Origin of the sequence: Lacisediminihabitans sp. (genome assembly GCF_036569425.1) — a bacterium.
Taxonomy (GTDB): domain Bacteria; phylum Actinomycetota; class Actinomycetes; order Actinomycetales; family Microbacteriaceae; genus Lacisediminihabitans.
On the sequence record NZ_DATCQQ010000060.1, the window covers coordinates 1 to 15932 of the forward strand.

A 15932-nucleotide genomic window follows, 5' to 3' on the forward strand; every position below is an offset into this window, starting at 1 on the left:
CCCGATCGTGCAGAGGGCGACTGGTGGAAAGTGCTGCCCGAGGTGTTCCACCTCGACTGAGCAGCCTGCGCTGCGTCCGAAACCGCGCCCCGGCCCCACCGAAACCGCCCCGCCCCCGGCCCCGCCCCCACCGAAAACGCAGGAGTTTTGCGGCCACACGACGCAATACTGGCCGGATTGCGGCGTCGGCACGCGAATCTCCTGCGTTTTCGGGAGCACAGGGATGCGGGGGATGACAGGGATGCGGGGGATGCGGGCAGCGGCCCGCGCGAGGCATCACCGGCGCGGGAGAGGCGCAGGGCGGCTAGTGGCTGCTGCCGGCGGACTCGATCTCGGTGCGGTCGCCGCTCCACAGCGTGTGGAAGGTGCCCTCGGCATCCACTCGCTTGTAGGTGTGCGCTCCGAAGAAGTCGCGCTGTCCCTGCACGAGGGCGGCGGGCAGTCGCTTCGAGGCGAGCGAGTCGTAGTAGCTGAGCGCCGAACCGAAGCCGGGAACCGGGATGCCGGAGAGCGCCGCCGTGGACACGACGCGGCGCCAGGCTGCCTCGCCCTCCTTCACCGCGTTCGCGAAGTACGGGTCGACGAGCAGGGTCGGCAGGGTCGGGTCGTTCGCATAGGCCTCGACGATGCGGTTGAGGAACTGCGCGCGGATGATGCAGCCGCCGCGCCAGATCGTGGCGATCGCGCCCTTGTCGATGTTCCAGTCGTACTTCACCGCTCCGGCGATGATCGCGTCGAAACCCTGCGCGTATGCGACGACCTTGGAGGCGTAGAGCGCGGCGCGAACGTCGTCCTCGAAGGCGGTCCCCTCGCCGATCACTGCGATCTCCGGGCGGGCGTCGATGCTCTTCTGCACGGCGGCCCGCTGGTCGGGGTGGCTCGACACGGCGCGGGCGAACACGGCCTCGGCGATGCCGCCGACGGGAACGCCGAGGTCGAGCGCGTTCTGAACGGTCCAGACTCCGGTGCCCTTCGACCCGGCCTGGTCGAGCACGATGTCGACGAACGGCTTGCCCGTCTTCGCGTCGACCTGCTTGAGCACCTCCGCGGTGATCTCGATGAGGTACGACTCGAGGTCGCCGGAGTTCCACTCGGTGAACACCTCGGCGATCGCGGCCGGCGAGTGGCCGGAGACGTTGCGCAGCAGGTCATAGGCCTCGGCGATGAGCTGCATGTCCGCGTACTCGATGCCGTTGTGGATCATCTTGACGAAGTGGCCGGCGCCGTCGGTGCCGACGTGGGTGACGCAGGGCACGCCGTCGACGACTGCGGCGATCGATTCGAGGATGGGGCCGAGGGTCGCATACGCCTCGACGGATCCGCCGGGCATGATGCTCGGTCCCTTGAGGGCGCCCTCCTCGCCGCCGGAGATGCCGGCGCCGACGAAGTTGAGGTTCTTCTCGCGGAGCGCCTTCTCGCGGCGGATCGTGTCGGTGAACAGGGCGTTGCCGCCGTCGACGATGATGTCTCCCGGTTCGAACACCGCGGCGAGCTGGTCGATCACGGCATCCGTGCCGGCCCCGGCCTGCACCATGATGATGGCGGTGCGCGGCCTGCTGAGCGAGGCGGCGAACTCCTCGATCGTGGTCGACGGCACGAACCCGGCCTCTGGATGTTCGGAGACGAGCAGGTCGGTGCGCTCGTGCGAGCGGTTGTAGATCGCCACGGTGTTGCCCTCGCGGCTCGCGAGGTTGCGTGCGAGGTTCGACCCCATGACGGCGAGCCCGACGACTCCGATGTTTGCCTGTACCACGGTGGATCTCCTTGACTCGAGTGCGGCGGGAACGCCTCATACAGGCTACCGGCTCGCTCGGTTGTGTTACCTAGCGCGTGCAGAAGGTGCGCGCGAAAACCGGGGCTCAGCCGAGGCGGAAGGCCTGGATCGGGATGTCGGCGACGAGTCGACGCGCGACACCGGCCGCGTCATCCTCGCTGATCTGGTGCGTCGCGACCAGCGACGCGAGATAGGTGGCGTCGCTGCGGCGCGACATGTCGTGGCGCGCCGGGATCGAGCAGAAGGCGCGGGTGTCGTCGATGAAGCCAGAGGTCTTCACGAAACCGGCACTGTCGGTGACCGCTGAGCGGTAACGCGCGATGCCCGCTGGGGTATCGAGGAACCACCACGGGGCACCCGCGTAGACGGAGGGGTAGAAGCCGGCGAGCGGCGCGATCTCTCGCGAGAATGTGGTCTCGTCGACCGTGAAGAGCACCATCCGGAACGTCGGGTTGGTGCCGAAGTCGCGCAGGATCGGCGCGAGCGGGCGGCTGAATGACGTGGCGTCCGGCAGGTCGTGCCCGGTGTCCGGGCCGAAGGTGTCGAGGGTCGGCCGGTGGTGGTTGCGCAGCACGCCGGGATGCAGCTGCATGACGAGGCCGTCCTCGCTCGCCATCACGGCGAGCTGGTACAGCATGTTGCGCCGGTAGGCGACGGCGTCCGCCTCGGAGATGTCGCCGTCCAGGCCGGCGCGATGGATGCGCTCGGCGTCCGCGGGCTCGAGCGGCTCGGACCCCGCGTCGATCACCCCGGTGTCGGTGGAGGTGCCGCCGGTCGCGGCGAAGACGGCCCGGCGCGAGCGCAGCGCCGCGAGCAGCCCCGCGTACGTGCTGCAGTCGATCCCCGAGGTCGCCGAGAGGGCGTCGAGTCGCGCGCGCCAGGTAGATTCCGTCGGGAGCATATAGCGGTCGGCGCGGAACGTCGGCAGCACCCGGGCGGTGAAGGTGGGATCGTCGGCGAGAGTGCGGTGGGCGGCGAGGTCGTCCGCCGGGTCATCGGTGGTCGCGAGCACGGCGATGCGAAAACGGTCGAAGAGCGCCCGGGGGCGGAAGGCGTCGCTCGCGAGCTTCTCGACGAGCTCGTCGTAGAGCTCGTCGGCGTTCGCCGCCGACGGGTGCTCGGTGAGCCCGAAGACCTCGCTGAGCTCGGACTCGAACCAGTACCGCACCGGCGTGCCGAGGAAGACGTCCCAGTGGGCGCAGAGCTGGCGCCAGATCGAGCGGCCGGATGCGGTTGGCTCGCCGCCGTTGCGCCGCAGGCCAAGCTCGTCGAGGCTCACCCCGATCGAGTGCAGCAGCCGCGTCACGTAGTGATCGGGGGTGATGAGCAGCGACGCCGGGTCGGCGAAGGCCTCGTTCGCCACGAGCATCGAGGCCTCGACGTGCCCGTGCGGCGAGTAGATCGGCGCTGTGGCGACCTCCGCGTAGAGCCGCCTCGCGATGTCGCGTTCCGCCGGGTCGGCGGGGAACAGTCGGTCGGGATGCGGCGTGAGGCGTGTCATCGGTCTTTCTCTGGCTGGGCGGGTCCCGTCGATGCGCGAATGGTGAGGTGGGTCGGCAGCGTCGCCGTCTGACGGGCCGCGCCGGCGGTCTGGGCGTCGAGGCGGGCCAGGAGCATCGACACGGCCACCCGCCCCGCCTGTTCGATCGGCGCGGTGAGGGTGGTGAGCGGCGGGTTGCAGAAGTCGGAGCCGAAGATGTCGTCGCAGCCGACGATGCTGAGGTCGTCCGGCACGCTCACGCCCCGTTCCCGCAGGCGCATGAGCATGCCGATGGCGAGCAGGTCGTTGAAGGCGATGCAGGCCGTCACCCCGCTGGCGAGCACGACGTCGGCGGCCGCGGCCCCCGCATCCTTCTTGGGCGAGAACGGTCCGACCCGGCGCACCGCCACCCCGTAGTGTTCTGCGGCCCGCAGGAGCGCCCGCCAGCGCCCCTCGTTCGGCCAGGAGGTGACCGGGCCGGAGACGTAGGCGATGTCGCGATGGCCGAGGGAGACCAGGTGGCCGAGCGCCTGCTCGATGCCGCTCGGAGTGTCGATGAAGACGCTCGCCACGCCCCTGGTCTGGCGGTTGATCGCCACGAGCGGCATCTCGGAGGCGAGCGTCGCCAGCCGCCGGTCGGTGAGCCGGGAGGCGGCGAGGATGGCGCCATCGAATGAGCCACGGAGCTTGTTCAGCATGCCGTCTTCGAGTTCGTCCGACTCCTCGGTGTCGACGAGCAGCTGGGTGTAGCCCGATGCCTTGAGCTGCTGCTGGGTGCCGCGGATGATGCCGAAGTAGAACGGGTTGGTCACATCGGAGACGAGCACCGCGATCGTGCGTGTCTTGCCGGAGGTGAGGGCCCTCGCGTGCGAGTTGGCGTGGTAGTTGAGCGCCACGGCCGCGCGCTCTACCTTCTCCCGCGTCATGACGTTCACACGGGTGGGGTTCGAGAGCGCGCGCGAGGCGGTTGAGGTGGCGACTCCGCTCGCCGCGGCCACGTCGGCAAGGGTCGCCTGCCGATCCTGCCTCGCATCGCCGAGAGGTTCCATGCGGCTAGCAAACCACACGATGGCAATTTGTGGCAAACGGTTGCAGTTGCCTTGCCGTCCTGCCTAAAGTTCCAACCACCCGCGGTGCGAAATGAACGTGGCGAGTCCTGCCCTCGGTCGCACCCAGTCATCACTCAAAGGAGAGTCATCATGAAAGCTCGACACGCGCTCGGCGCGATCGCCGGGATAGCCATCCTCGGCCTGGCCCTTCAGGGCTGCGCGGGGTCCACGACGCCGGCCCCCGCGTCGTCATCGGCCAAGATCGACGGCACGGGCAAGACGCTCGACGTGATGATCGGCGCCAATGCCCTCTACCCCGCAGAGCAGAAGCAGTGGTTCCAGGATGTCTCTGACCGGTTCGAGAAGCAGACCGGCGCCAAGGTCAACTTCGAGACCTTCGCCTCCGCCAACGACGAGCTCACCAAGATCCAGACCTCGGTGCTCTCCGGGCAGGGACCCGATCTATACAACCTCGGCTCCACCTTCACGCCGACCGCCTATTCCACCGGAGCGTTCGTGCAGCTCACCGACGCCGACTGGAAGAAGGTCGGCGGCCGCGACAAGTTCATCCCGGGCACGCTCGGCATCTCCGGGCCGGACGCCAAGCACGAGGTGGGCATCCCGTTCGCGAGTCGCCCGTTCGTGATGGCCTACAACAAGGACCTGCTCGCCGCGGCGGGCATCGACAAGCCGGCCACCACCTGGGACGGCCTCACCGCCCAGGCCAAGAAGCTCACGACGGGCGACACCTACGGGATGGCCCTCGCCTACGCTGACAGCTACGACCCGTGGAAGTTCGTCTGGGCGATGTCGCTGCAGGCCGGGAACCCGATCCTCGACGGCAAGAAGGCCCGATTCGACGACCCGACCACCCTCAAGGCCTACGAGACCTACTTCTCCTGGCTCACCGACCAGAAGATCGTCGACCCGAGCTCCATTGGGTGGAAGAACGCCCAGGCCGTCGCCGCCTTCGCCTCGGGCAAGGCGGCCTTCCTGCCGATGACGACGTCGACCTCGATGGTCACGCTCGACAAGTCGGCGGTGGCCGGAAAGTACGCCTACGCCCTCATGCCCACCGTGCCGCCGGGCGCCAAGACCAACCCCAAGAACGGCAAGCCGGCCACGAGCATCATCTCCGGCGACAACATGGTCGTCGCCAAGTACTCGAAGAACCAGGATCTCGCCTTCGCGCTCGCCAACATGCTCACGAGCGCCTCGAGCCAGACGAGCTACCAGAAGATCTTCGGCGACCTGCCGACCAACGCGGCGGCGGCGAAGAAGCTCGAGGACGGCAACGCCGCGCTCGCCCCGGTGATCGACTCGGCGTCGAAGTCGGTCGGCACCCCGTTCAGCGGGGCGTGGGGTGACACCCAGCTCGCCCTCGTCAACGTGGTCGTGCAGTCGATTCCGTCGCTCTCCAACGGACCCATCAAGGTCTCCGAGCTCAAGGCGAAGCTCGCCTCCGCCCAGACCGCGGTTCAGGCCGCGCTCGACAAGGCGAAGTAGGCGCGACCGACATGTCCACCTCAACTCCGGTCACGGCGCCCGCCGCGACCAGGGCGAGCGGACCGCCTTCGGGATTCCCCGTCGGCGGCCGCCCGGCCCGGCGACCCGGGCGCTCACCGAGCGAACGCAACCGCCCGTTCTGGATGCTCGCCCCCGGCGGCATCCTCATGGTGATCATCATCATCGTGCCGCTCGCGATCGCCTTCGTCATCTCGCTGCTCGACCTCGACCAGTACACGCTGCGCAGTTGGCTGCAGGCCCCGTTCATCGGGCTGCAGAACTACGTGGAGGCGGTGACCAGGTCGAGCCTGCTCAGGTCGATCTGGATCAGCGTCTCCTACGCGGCCATCGCCTCGGCGGTGACCCTCCCGATCGGGGTCGCCGCGGCCCTCGCCACCCAGAACGCCTTCCGCGGTCGAGGACTGGTGCGCTCCATCTTCCTCATCCCGTACGTGCTCCCGGCCTTCGTCGTCGGCACCGTCTGGCGCACGATGCTGCAGCCGGGAGGCGTCGTCGACACAGGCCTCACCGGCATGGGCATCCACGCCGGGCTGTGGCTCAACGGTCCGCAGAGCTACTGGGCTCTCATCATGGTGCAGATCTGGAGTTCCTGGCCGTTCTTCTACCTGCTCGTGCTCGCCGGTCTCCAGTCGGTGGACCAGGAGGTGCACGAGGCGGCGGCGATCGACGGCGCCGGCTGGTGGACCAAGCTGCGCTACGTCATCTTCCCGTACCTCAAGGGACCGGTGTCGCTCGCGCTCATCATCTCCTTCCTGCACAACATCAACGGCTTCACCCTGCCGTTCGTGCTCTTCGGGGTTCCGGCCCCGGAGGATGTCAACGTGCTGCCCGTGCTCACCTACATCACGAGCTTCCAGAGTTTCCGGTTCGGACTGAGCGCCGCGATGGCCGTCGCCTCGCTCGTGCTCATCGCCATTCCGCTGTTCATCTATCTGAAGGCCGTGCGACTCGATACCGGCGAGGAGGGCAAGCGCCCATGACCGAGATTCTCGTGAGACCGCCCCTGCTGGGCCGCAAGTCGACCGGGCGGCTGAACGCCGACGTCACACGGCTGCTGCCGAAGCCGCTGCTCGTGACCGTGGTCGTGATCCTGCTGCTCGCGGTGCTCGTCCCCCTGCTCTACATCGTGCTCGCCTCGGTCAACTCCGACGTGTCCGTGGCGAGCGGTGCCTTCTTCCCGACCGAACTGCATCTCGACAACTACCTCACGGTGTGGACGACGGTCGACCTGCGCAACGGCCTCATCAACAGCGTGATCGTGAGCGGCTCGGTCGCCATCATCTGCGCCGCGCTCGCCGTGTCGTCGGCCTACGTGCTGGTGCGCTTCGCCTTCCGGGGGCGGCTCACCGTGTTGCGCACGCTCGTCGGCCTGCAGTCGATCCCCGGCACGCTCATGCTGCTGCCCGTCTTCGTGCTGTTCGCGAGTTTCGCGAGCGCGCTCGGCATCCAGATCATCGGCACGCGCTGGGCGCTCTTCATCACCTACATCACCTTCGCGCTGCCGTTCTCGACGTGGGTGATGGTGACCTACCTCCGCGGTCTGCCGCGCGAGCTCGAGGAGGCGGCCCGCATCGACGGGGCGTCGTCGTGGCGCATCCTCACGAGGATCATCGTGCCGCTGAGCTGGCCGGGGATCGTCGTCTCGGCGATCTTCGCGTTCCTGCTCGGCTGGAACGACGTGCTGTTCGCCTCGGTCATGACCGACCGGACATCGCGCACCGCCGCCGTGGCGCTCCAGGTCTTCGGCGCCACCCAGGAGGGCGGAGCGATCCCGCTCTACGGGCAGATGATGGCGGCCTCGCTCATCTGCGCCCTCCCGGTCGTCGTTCTATATCTCGTTTTCCAGCGCTACCTCGTCGGTGGCCTGACAGCAGGAGGAGTCAAATGAGTACCACCACCGCGAGCTGGGCCCTGAGCGGGTTCGGCGACGAGATCGACGCCGATCCGGTCGTGCAGGTCGCCGTGCTGCAGTCGCTCGGGGCGAACCACATCGAGGTGAGGAGCGCCTGGGGCACGAACATCATCGAGCTCTCCCCGGAGCAGCTCGCCGCGCTCGCCGCGGTATTCGCCGAGCGCGACATGGGCGTCTCGGCGATCGCCTCGCCGATCGGCAAGGTCGACGCCGGCCTCCCCGTCGAGCACGAGGTCGAGCGGCTCGGAGCCGCGATCGCGGCGTGCCACCGGCTCGACAGCCGCTACATCCGCCTGTTCTCCTTCTACCGGGCGGAGGGCACGGAGCCCGCGAGCATCCGCGACGCGGTGCTCACCCGACTGCGTGCCCTCGCCGACCTCGCCGAGCGGGAGGGAGTGATCCTGCTGCACGAGAATGAGAAGGACATCTACGGCGACACCCCCGAGCGGGTGCTCGACATCATCGAGTCGGTCGGCTCAGACGCTCTGCGGGTGGCGTGGGACAGCGCCAACTTCGTGCAGGTGGGCGTGCGGCCATTCACCGAGGGCTACGCGATGCTTCGCCCGCACCTCGAATACCTGCAGGTGAAGGATGCCGTGGCCGCCACGGGCGCCGTCGTTCCGGCGGGGGAGGGCGACGGCCAGCTGCTCGAGACCCTCACGGCCCTCCGCGACGACGGCTACGCCGGTTTCGCCTCGCTCGAGCCACACCTCGCCGACGTCACCTCGATGGGCGCCTTCTCCGGCCCAGTCGCCTTCGGCCGCGCCGCCCGCGGCTTCGCCAGCCTCACCAACCAGTTGGGAATCAGCACCAGATGAGTTCCGCCGCGTCAACCACACCCCGTCCGCTCGCCGTCGCCCTCGTCGGCTGCGGCATCATCGGCGTCAACCACTCGCGCGTGATCGTGCGCCATCCGGACTTACGAATCGTCGCGCTCGTCGACTCGGTGCCCGAGGCGTCCCACCGGCTCGCCGACCTCATCGCCGACGAGCTCGGCGCGGGGCGGCCGGCCGAGTTCGCGTCGCTGGGTGACGCCCTCGCGGCGTCGAGCGTCGACCTCGTCGTGATCTGCACCCCGAGCGGCCTGCACGTGCAGCTCGCCGAGGAGGCCCTCGCCGCCGGCACCCACGTCGTGATCGAGAAGCCGCTCGACGTGACGCTGCCGCGCGCCCGCCGCATCGCCGCCCTCGCGGCGGAGGCCGAGAGCCGCGGAAGCGTCGTCTCGGTGATCAGCCAGCACCGGTTCGACCCGGCATCCGTCGCCGTCGCGCGCGCCGCCCACGACGGCGCGTTCGGCCGCATCACGAGTGGGGTCGCCTCGGTGGCCTGGTGGCGCAGCCAGGAGTACTACGACTCCGGGCAGTGGAGAGGCACCTGGGCGCTCGACGGCGGCGGCGCGGTCATGAACCAGGGCGTGCACACCGTCGACCTGCTGGTCTGGTTTCTCGGCCGGCCCGTGGAGATCTTCGCGCACACCGCTCTCCTCGCCCACGAGCGGGTGGAGGTGGAGGATGTCGCGGTCGCGACCGTGAGGTTCGAGTCCGGCGCCCTCGCCGTGCTTCACGCGACGACCGCTGCCTATCCCGGACTGTCGGTGCGCCTGCAGGTGCACGGTTCGGCCGGCTCGGCCGTGATCGACGACGACCAGCTCGAATACTTCTACGCCGCCGGGGAGGGCGAACCGCGTAACCAGGCCGCCGAGCAGGTGGGGGCGTCCGATCTCCGCGGCGCGGACAAGGGACCGGACGGCTTCATCGTCGGCCACCTTCGCCAGTACGAGGACATCGTCGATGCCATCCGCACCGGGAGGCAGCCGGGCGTGCGGGTCGAGGACGCCCTCGTCTCGCTCGCGGTCGTGCGCGCCGTGTACCTCTCGGCGACCCTCGGCACGCCGGTCTCGTTCGAGGCCGTACTCGCCGGCGACTTCGACGACGTGGACGTGACCGCCGGCGTGTTCGCCGACGTGCTCGCGGGAGGCGCCAAGTGAAGCTCTCCGTGTTCACCGCCTCCACCCCGGACTGGGAGCCGGAGCAGGCCGCCGGCATCCTCGCCGGCCAGGGCTGGGACGGCATCGAGTGGCGCATCGTCGACCAGGCCGACGCCACCCCGCCCGGCTTCTGGGCCGGAAACCGGTCGACCTGGCCGCTCACCGGCCTCGAGGACCGCCTCGACGACATCGCGCGCATCACCCGTGACGCCGGCCTCGAATTCTCGGGGCTGGGCGGCTACGCGAACTGCCGCGACCACGACAACGTGGAGCGGATGCTCGCCGCGACCGCGAGGCTCGGCGCGCGCCAGGTGCGCGTGACCATGCCCGGCGTGCGCGCCGGCGACTACCGCGAGACTTTCGCCACCACCCGCTCCGATCTCGAATGGATCGAGGGCCGCGCCGCCGAGCACGGCGTTCGCGCCCTCGTTGAGCTTCACCACGGCACGATCACGTCGTCCGCCTCTGCCGCCATCCGTCTCGTCGACGGGCTCGACCCCGAGCGGGTCGGCGTGATCCACGACCTCGGCAACCTCCTGATCGAGGGGCACGAGGACTTCCTCGCCGCCTTCCAGATGCTCGGGCCGTACCTCGCCCACGTGCACGTGAAGAACGCACTCTGGCGCGCCACCGACGAGCCGGGCTTCGACGGCTCGGTCATCTGGCGCAACGAATGGGCACCGCTGCGGTCTGGGCAGGCGAACGTGGAGGCCTATTTCGAGGCCCTGCACGAGCACGGCTACGACGGCTGGGTCACCGTGGAGGACTTCTCCACCGAACTGCCGCTCGAGGAGCGCACGGCGGACAACCTGGCCTACCTGCGGGGAATCCATGAACGGGTGACCACGCGCCATGAACGCTGAGTTCGCCGAACGACGCTCGGTGCGCCATCCGGTGCGTATCGTTCATCTCGGCCTTGGCGCGTTCCACCGGGCGCACCAGGCCTGGTACACCGAGCGCGCCAACGCCGTCGCCGTCTCCGGCGACGGCTGGGGCATCCACGCCTTCACCGGCCGGAGCGCCGCCGCCGCCGACGTGCTCACCGCCCAGGACGACCTCTACGTGCTCATCGAACGCGGCGACCTCGACACCGAGTCGATCATCGAGAGCATCAGCGCCGCCACAGACGGCGCGGACGCCTCGGCCTGGCGCGCGGCGGTCGCCGACCCGGCGGTCGCGATCGTGACGATGACGGTGACCGAGCGCGGCTACCGCCTCTCCACCGAGGGAACCCTCGACCGGCTGGATGCGGATGTCCAGGCCGACATCGACCTGCTGCGGGGTGGCGGGGCTGCCGCGGCCGTCACCGCCGCGGCCGTCACAGCTCCGGGGCGACTCGTCGACGGCCTCCGCGCGCGGATGCTCGCCGGCGGTCCAGGCATCGCCGTGGTCAGCTGCGACAACCTGGCCGACAACGGGCGGGTCACGCGCGAGGCCGTGCTCACCCTCGCCTCGGCGGTCGACGCGGGCCTCGCCGACTGGATCGAGCGCACCGTGTCGTTCGTGTCGACGATGGTCGACCGCATCACCCCGGCCGCCACCGCTGCCGACCGCGCCATCGCGCTCGCGGCGACGGGGCTACCGGATATGACCCCCGTCGTGACGGAGCCGTTCAGCGAGTGGGTGCTGAGAGGCGACTTTCCCTCCGGTCGCCCGGCGTGGGAGGCGGTGGGGGCGCGGTTCGTCGAGGACATCGCGCCGTACGAGCACCGCAAGCTCTGGCTGCTCAACGCCGCCCACTCCCTGCTCGCCTACCGCGGGCTCGCCACCGGGCATGGCACGATCGCCGACGCCATGCTCGACGCCGACTGCCGAGAGGCGGTCGAGCGGCTGTGGGGCGAGGCGGCGGAGGTACTGCCGTTCGACGCGGCCGAGATCGACGCGGCTCTGTCGGCGCTCCGCTCGCGGTTCGCCAACGCGCGCATCGAGCACCGCCTGTCGCAGATCGCCACCGACGGCTCGCACAAGCTCGGTCCACGCATCATCGACCCGATGCGCCGTCGGCGCGAGGCCGGTCTCGCCGTCGGCACGGCCGAGGCCGGTGTGCTCGCCGCCTGGGCGACCCACCTGGCCGACGACCACTTTGCCGATCCGAGCGCCGAGGGCATCGCCGGCGAGCTCCGCGGACTCGACGCCGCGGGTCGGGCCGGCGTCGTCATCCGCTTCCTCGCACCGGACCTCGCCGACGACGCCTCCGTCGTGGCCGCCGTGGCCGCCCAGATCGACACCCAACGCACTACCCAAGGAGCACGCCGACCATGAAGATCGCCTCAGCCGAAGTGCTCGTCTCGAGCCCGGGACGCAACTTCGTCACCCTGCGCATCACCACCGACGACGGGTTCGTCGGACTCGGCGACGCGACCCTCAACGGCCGAGAGCTCGCCGTGGCGAGCTACCTGCGCGACCACATCGCTGCACTGCTCATCGGGCGGGACGCGCACCAGATCGAGGACACCTGGCAATACCTGTACCGCGGGGCGTACTGGCGTCGCGGCCCGGTGACGATGGCGTCGATCGCCGCCGTCGACACGGCCCTCTGGGACATCAAGGCCAAGGTCGCCGGCCTTCCCCTCTACCAGCTGCTCGGCGGCAAGAGCCGGGTCGGCTGCCTCGCATACGGTCACGCGAGCGGGGTCGACCTGCCCGAGCTGTTCGACTCGATCCGCGAGCACCTCGACCAGGGTTACCGGGCGATCCGCGTGCAGACCGGCATCCCGGGCCTGGACTCCGTCTACGGTGTCGCGTCGAGCAAGAACGCCGGGGCGGGGGACTCCGGAGTCAGCTCGCGCTACGACCACGAGCCGGCCAGGCGCAGCGCCGTGCCGGTGGAGGAGAGCTGGGACACCCGCGCCTACCTCCGCCACGCGCCGACCGTGTTCGAGGCCGTGCGCAACGAGTTCGGGCCGGAGCTGCCGCTGCTGCACGACTCGCACCACCGGCTCACCCCGATCCAGGCGGCGAAGCTCGGCAAGTCGCTCGAGCCGTACGACCTGTTCTGGCTCGAGGATGTGACGCCGGCCGAGAACCAGGCGGCGCTGCGCCGGGTGCGCGAGCACACGACGACGCCGCTCGCGATCGGCGAGGTCTTCAACACGATCTGGGACTACCGCGAGCTGTTCGAGGAGCAGCTGATCGACTACGTGCGCTCCCCGGTGACGCACGCGGGCGGCATCACCGCGCTCCGCCGCATCTTCGACTACGCGGCGGTCTACCAGATCAAGTCGGGGGTGCACGGCCCGACCGACATCTCGCCGGTCGGCCTCGCCGCGGCCCTGCACCTGGGCATCGCCATCCCGAACTTCGGCATCCAGGAGTACATGAAGCACAGTGCGGCGACGGATGAGCTCTTCCGCCCCACCTACTCCTTCGATGGCAGCTACCTCGTGCCGGGAGACGGACCTGGGCTCGGCGTGGACTACGACGACCTCGTCGCCGACGCGCACCCATACGAGGGTGCGTACCTGCCGGTGAACCGCCTGCTCGACGGCTCCATGCACGACTGGTGACCCGCCTGCCGACACCCCTCGCTCCCGACACGCGTTTCTCCGGAGGTTCCGGCCGCCGAGCGCATTTTCATGCCGAAAAGGGCCGGATGCGAGCCCGCCTGCGCGAAACCTCCGGAGAAACGCGTGTTGGCGGCCGGATTGCGCACCGGGCGCCGGTGCCGGAATGTGGTGAGATCGGGTGAGCGGGAGGTTGGGATGAGGGCCGAGACCGGAATCGAGTCGTTGCTCGCGCCCGGCGCCACCCTGCGACGACTCGCCTCGGGGGCGGTCTGGTCCGAGGGTCCCGTGTGGATTCCGGCGCTCGGCGTCGTGCGCTGGAGCGACATCCCCGGCAACCGCATCCTGCAGGTGCACGTCGCGAGCGGCGAGACCTCGGTCTACCGGGATGACGCGGAGTTCACCAACGGACGCACCCTCGACGCCGCGGGGGCGGTCATTCAGTGCTCCCACGGTCGCCGGGCGGTCGAACGGGACATCGACGGCATCGTGACGACCCTCGTCGCCCGCTGGGGCGATGCGCGCTTCAACTCGCCCAACGACGTGGTGGTGAAGGGCGACGGCACGATCTGGTTCACCGACCCGCCGTACGGCATCCACTTCGCCAGGGAGGGGCACCCGGGAGAGACGGAGTACGGCGCGAACTACGTGTTCCGATTCGACCCGGTGAGCGGCTCGGTCGCGCCGGTCGTCACCGACATGGAGGAGCCGAACGGCCTCGCGTTCTCCCCGGACGAGTCGATCCTCTACGTCTCGGACACCTCGCTCGCGCTGCGCCCCGGCGGCAACCACCACATTCGTGCATACGAGGTGATCGACGGGGTCTCCTGCGTCAATGGTCGGGTCTTCGCGGTCGTGGAACCGGGGGTGTCCGACGGGTTCCGCGTCGACGAACGCGGCAGGGTGTGGACCTCGAGCGCCGACTCCGTGCAGGTGTTCTCGCCGGCCGGCGCACGGCTCGGTGCAATCGCCGTGCCGGAGGTCGTGGCCAACGTGTGCTTCGGCGGCGAGGGCGGCGGCACGCTTTTCATCGCCGCCTCGACGAGCCTCTACGCGATCGAGACCCTCACCAGGGACGCGGCGCTTCCGCGCCTCGGTAGCCTTGACCCCATGCCTGTGAACGCCCGGAAGCCGCTCGTCGTCGTCATGGGAGTCTCCGGCTCCGGCAAGTCCACGGTCGGGAGCGCGCTCGCCGACGAGCTCGAGGTTCCGTTCGTGGATGCCGACGACCTGCACCCGGCGGCCAACGTCGCGAAGATGGCGGCCGGGCATCCACTCACCGACGACGACCGCTGGCCCTGGCTCGCCCGTGTCGCGTCGACGCTCTCCGAAGCGGAAGGCAGCGGAATGGTGATCGCCTGCTCGGCGCTCAAGCGCGTCTACCGCGAGGCGATCCTGGCCGCGGAACCGGCCACCCGGTTCGTGTTCCTGAGCGGGTCGCGCGAACTCCTGGCCGAGCGGATGTCGCACCGGCCGGGTCACTTCATGCCGGCATCCCTGCTCGACTCGCAACTCGCCACCCTCGAGCCGCTCGCCGCGGACGAGCCGGGCGTCACGGTGTCCCTCGACTCCGGTGCTGCGCCGGCCGAGCTCGCCCAGTTCGCGGTGGCGGACCTCGCGCGGTAGCGGCCGCGAACTCACCTGGCCCGCCGCGTCCCAACACGCGTTTCTCCGGAGGTGTGGCTCTCCGCGGCCCTCATTGCCGCCCAACAGCCCGATTTCGGCCCGTTGAGCCGCAAACCTCCGGAGAAACGCGGGTTGGAACGCGGGTTGGACCGCGGGCGGGAGGGCGGATGCCGGGGTCGCAGCGCCCTCGCCGCATCCCGTGTAAACTCTCCCACTGGGTCTTGCCCGACCGGTTGTCCGGCGGCGGGGCTACGAACTTCGGCGAGGGATCGTCGGCCGCACCAACCGGTGCGGTGGACATCCGTGATCGACGCGGTGGAGCGGGGCACACGGGCTGCAGAGCCCAGGTCTTTTTCCTCACGCTGATGCGTTCGAGTTGAAACCAATGACACGCGGGCCCCTGGCTCGCAGAGGAGAAAAACCATGGCGGAGAAGAAAGCTCACAAGGAGCTCACCAACAAGATCACGGCCGAGCCGCGCAACACGTTCGGCAAGGGCGTCGCCCGCAAGCTTCGCGCGGCGGGCAAGGTCCCGGCCGTCGTCTACGGTCACGGCACCGAGCCGCGTCACCTGAGCCTCCCGGCTCATGACGTCTCGCTCCTGCTGCGCAAGGCGAACGCCATCCTCGACCTGCAGATCGAGGGGGAGAGCCAGCTCGCCCTCGTCAAGGACGTGCAGAAGGACCCGTTGCGCCAGATCATCGAGCACATCGACCTCATCGTCGTGCGCAAGGGCGAGCGCGTCGAGGTCGACGTGGCCGTGCACCTCCAGGGCGAGCCGGTCTCCGGCACCGTCGCGGAGCAGGACGCCAAGTCGCTGCTCATCGAGACGCTCGCCATCAGCATCCCCGAGAACATCGTCGTGAGCGTGGAGGGCCTCGAGGCCGGCACGCACCTCTACGCGAAGGACATCACGCTGCCCGAGGGTGCGGTGCTCATCACCGACCCCGAGACGCTCGTCATCGCGATCAGCATCCCGGCCGAGCAGGACCTCGGCGAGGCGACCGAGGTCGAGGCGCCCGCGGCCGCGGCCGAGGCGGCCGCCGAGTAGCGAGCCGTTCCCCAGGGAAAGACA

At 69.6% G+C, this 15932-nt stretch carries 13 protein-coding genes; 10 read left to right on the forward strand and 3 right to left on the reverse strand.

Annotated elements, in window-relative coordinates:
- Positions 1-304 precede the first annotated feature (304 nt).
- The 3 genes from gndA to VIM54_RS10050 form a co-directional block, all read right to left on the reverse strand.
- On the reverse strand, positions 305-1753 hold the full coding sequence (gene gndA / locus VIM54_RS10040) for an NADP-dependent phosphogluconate dehydrogenase (protein ID WP_331901000.1): 1449 nt from the start codon (positions 1751-1753) through the stop codon (positions 305-307).
- Positions 1754-1859: 106 nt separating this feature from the next.
- Positions 1860-3275, reverse strand: a complete 1416-nt coding sequence (uxaC, locus tag VIM54_RS10045; RefSeq protein WP_331901001.1) for a glucuronate isomerase — start codon at positions 3273-3275, stop codon at positions 1860-1862.
- Positions 3272-4303: a LacI family DNA-binding transcriptional regulator gene (locus VIM54_RS10050; RefSeq protein ID WP_331901002.1), complete on the reverse strand. Its 1032-nt coding sequence runs from the start codon at positions 4301-4303 to the stop codon at positions 3272-3274. The genes uxaC and VIM54_RS10050 overlap by 4 nt, the downstream gene beginning before the upstream one ends.
- 150 nt (positions 4304-4453) lie before the next feature.
- Between VIM54_RS10050 and VIM54_RS10055 the strand changes: the two genes are divergently transcribed.
- From VIM54_RS10055 to VIM54_RS10100, 10 genes are all read left to right on the forward strand, one after another.
- Positions 4454-5809 carry an ABC transporter substrate-binding protein gene (locus VIM54_RS10055; protein ID WP_331901003.1) on the forward strand — a complete coding sequence of 452 codons (1356 nt, stop codon included), beginning with the start codon at positions 4454-4456 and terminating at the stop codon, positions 5807-5809.
- An 11-nt stretch (positions 5810-5820) separates the two neighbouring features.
- Positions 5821-6810 (forward strand): sugar ABC transporter permease, encoded by a 990-nt coding sequence (locus tag VIM54_RS10060; RefSeq protein WP_331901005.1) that lies wholly within the window; start codon positions 5821-5823, stop codon positions 6808-6810.
- Positions 6807-7718 (forward strand): carbohydrate ABC transporter permease, encoded by a 912-nt coding sequence (locus VIM54_RS10065; protein WP_331901006.1) that lies wholly within the window; start codon positions 6807-6809, stop codon positions 7716-7718. Before VIM54_RS10060 ends, VIM54_RS10065 begins: the two co-directional genes overlap by 4 nt.
- Positions 7715-8560: a sugar phosphate isomerase/epimerase family protein gene (locus tag VIM54_RS10070; RefSeq protein WP_331901008.1), complete on the forward strand. Its 846-nt coding sequence runs from the start codon at positions 7715-7717 to the stop codon at positions 8558-8560. Before VIM54_RS10065 ends, VIM54_RS10070 begins: the two co-directional genes overlap by 4 nt.
- The gene (locus VIM54_RS10075; protein ID WP_331901010.1) at positions 8557-9729 is read left to right on the forward strand and encodes a Gfo/Idh/MocA family oxidoreductase; all 1173 of its coding nucleotides are present in this window, start codon (positions 8557-8559) and stop codon (positions 9727-9729) included. Before VIM54_RS10070 ends, VIM54_RS10075 begins: the two co-directional genes overlap by 4 nt.
- Complete coding sequence (locus VIM54_RS10080) at positions 9726-10592, forward strand: sugar phosphate isomerase/epimerase family protein (protein WP_331901012.1); 867 nt, start codon at positions 9726-9728, stop codon at positions 10590-10592. The genes VIM54_RS10075 and VIM54_RS10080 overlap by 4 nt, the downstream gene beginning before the upstream one ends.
- Entirely contained in the window at positions 10582-11991 is a 1410-nt protein-coding gene (locus VIM54_RS10085; RefSeq protein ID WP_331901014.1) for a mannitol dehydrogenase family protein, read from the forward strand. The genes VIM54_RS10080 and VIM54_RS10085 overlap by 11 nt, the downstream gene beginning before the upstream one ends.
- Positions 11988-13235 carry a D-mannonate dehydratase ManD gene (manD, locus tag VIM54_RS10090; RefSeq protein ID WP_331901016.1) on the forward strand — a complete coding sequence of 416 codons (1248 nt, stop codon included), beginning with the start codon at positions 11988-11990 and terminating at the stop codon, positions 13233-13235. The genes VIM54_RS10085 and manD overlap by 4 nt, the downstream gene beginning before the upstream one ends.
- A gap of 195 nt (positions 13236-13430) precedes the next feature.
- Entirely contained in the window at positions 13431-14858 is a 1428-nt protein-coding gene (locus VIM54_RS10095) for a gluconokinase, GntK/IdnK-type (protein ID WP_331901018.1), read from the forward strand.
- A gap of 423 nt (positions 14859-15281) precedes the next feature.
- On the forward strand, positions 15282-15908 hold the full coding sequence (locus VIM54_RS10100) for a 50S ribosomal protein L25/general stress protein Ctc (protein ID WP_331901020.1): 627 nt from the start codon (positions 15282-15284) through the stop codon (positions 15906-15908).
- The last annotated feature ends 24 nt before the right edge of the window (positions 15909-15932 follow it).

Coding starts and splice junctions, on each gene's coding strand:
- uxaC (WP_331901001.1), bottom strand. CDS start 3,275: ATGACACGCCTCACGCCGCATCCCGACCGACTGTTCCCCGCCGACCCG.
- VIM54_RS10050 (WP_331901002.1), bottom strand. CDS start 4,303: ATGGAACCTCTCGGCGATGCGAGGCAGGATCGGCAGGCGACCCTTGCC.
- VIM54_RS10055 (WP_331901003.1), top strand. CDS start 4,454: ATGAAAGCTCGACACGCGCTCGGCGCGATCGCCGGGATAGCCATCCTC.
- VIM54_RS10060 (WP_331901005.1), top strand. CDS start 5,821: ATGTCCACCTCAACTCCGGTCACGGCGCCCGCCGCGACCAGGGCGAGC.
- VIM54_RS10065 (WP_331901006.1), top strand. CDS start 6,807: ATGACCGAGATTCTCGTGAGACCGCCCCTGCTGGGCCGCAAGTCGACC.
- VIM54_RS10070 (WP_331901008.1), top strand. CDS start 7,715: ATGAGTACCACCACCGCGAGCTGGGCCCTGAGCGGGTTCGGCGACGAG.
- VIM54_RS10075 (WP_331901010.1), top strand. CDS start 8,557: ATGAGTTCCGCCGCGTCAACCACACCCCGTCCGCTCGCCGTCGCCCTC.
- VIM54_RS10085 (WP_331901014.1), top strand. CDS start 10,582: ATGAACGCTGAGTTCGCCGAACGACGCTCGGTGCGCCATCCGGTGCGT.
- manD (WP_331901016.1), top strand. CDS start 11,988: ATGAAGATCGCCTCAGCCGAAGTGCTCGTCTCGAGCCCGGGACGCAAC.
- VIM54_RS10095 (WP_331901018.1), top strand. CDS start 13,431: ATGAGGGCCGAGACCGGAATCGAGTCGTTGCTCGCGCCCGGCGCCACC.
- VIM54_RS10100 (WP_331901020.1), top strand. CDS start 15,282: ATGGCGGAGAAGAAAGCTCACAAGGAGCTCACCAACAAGATCACGGCC.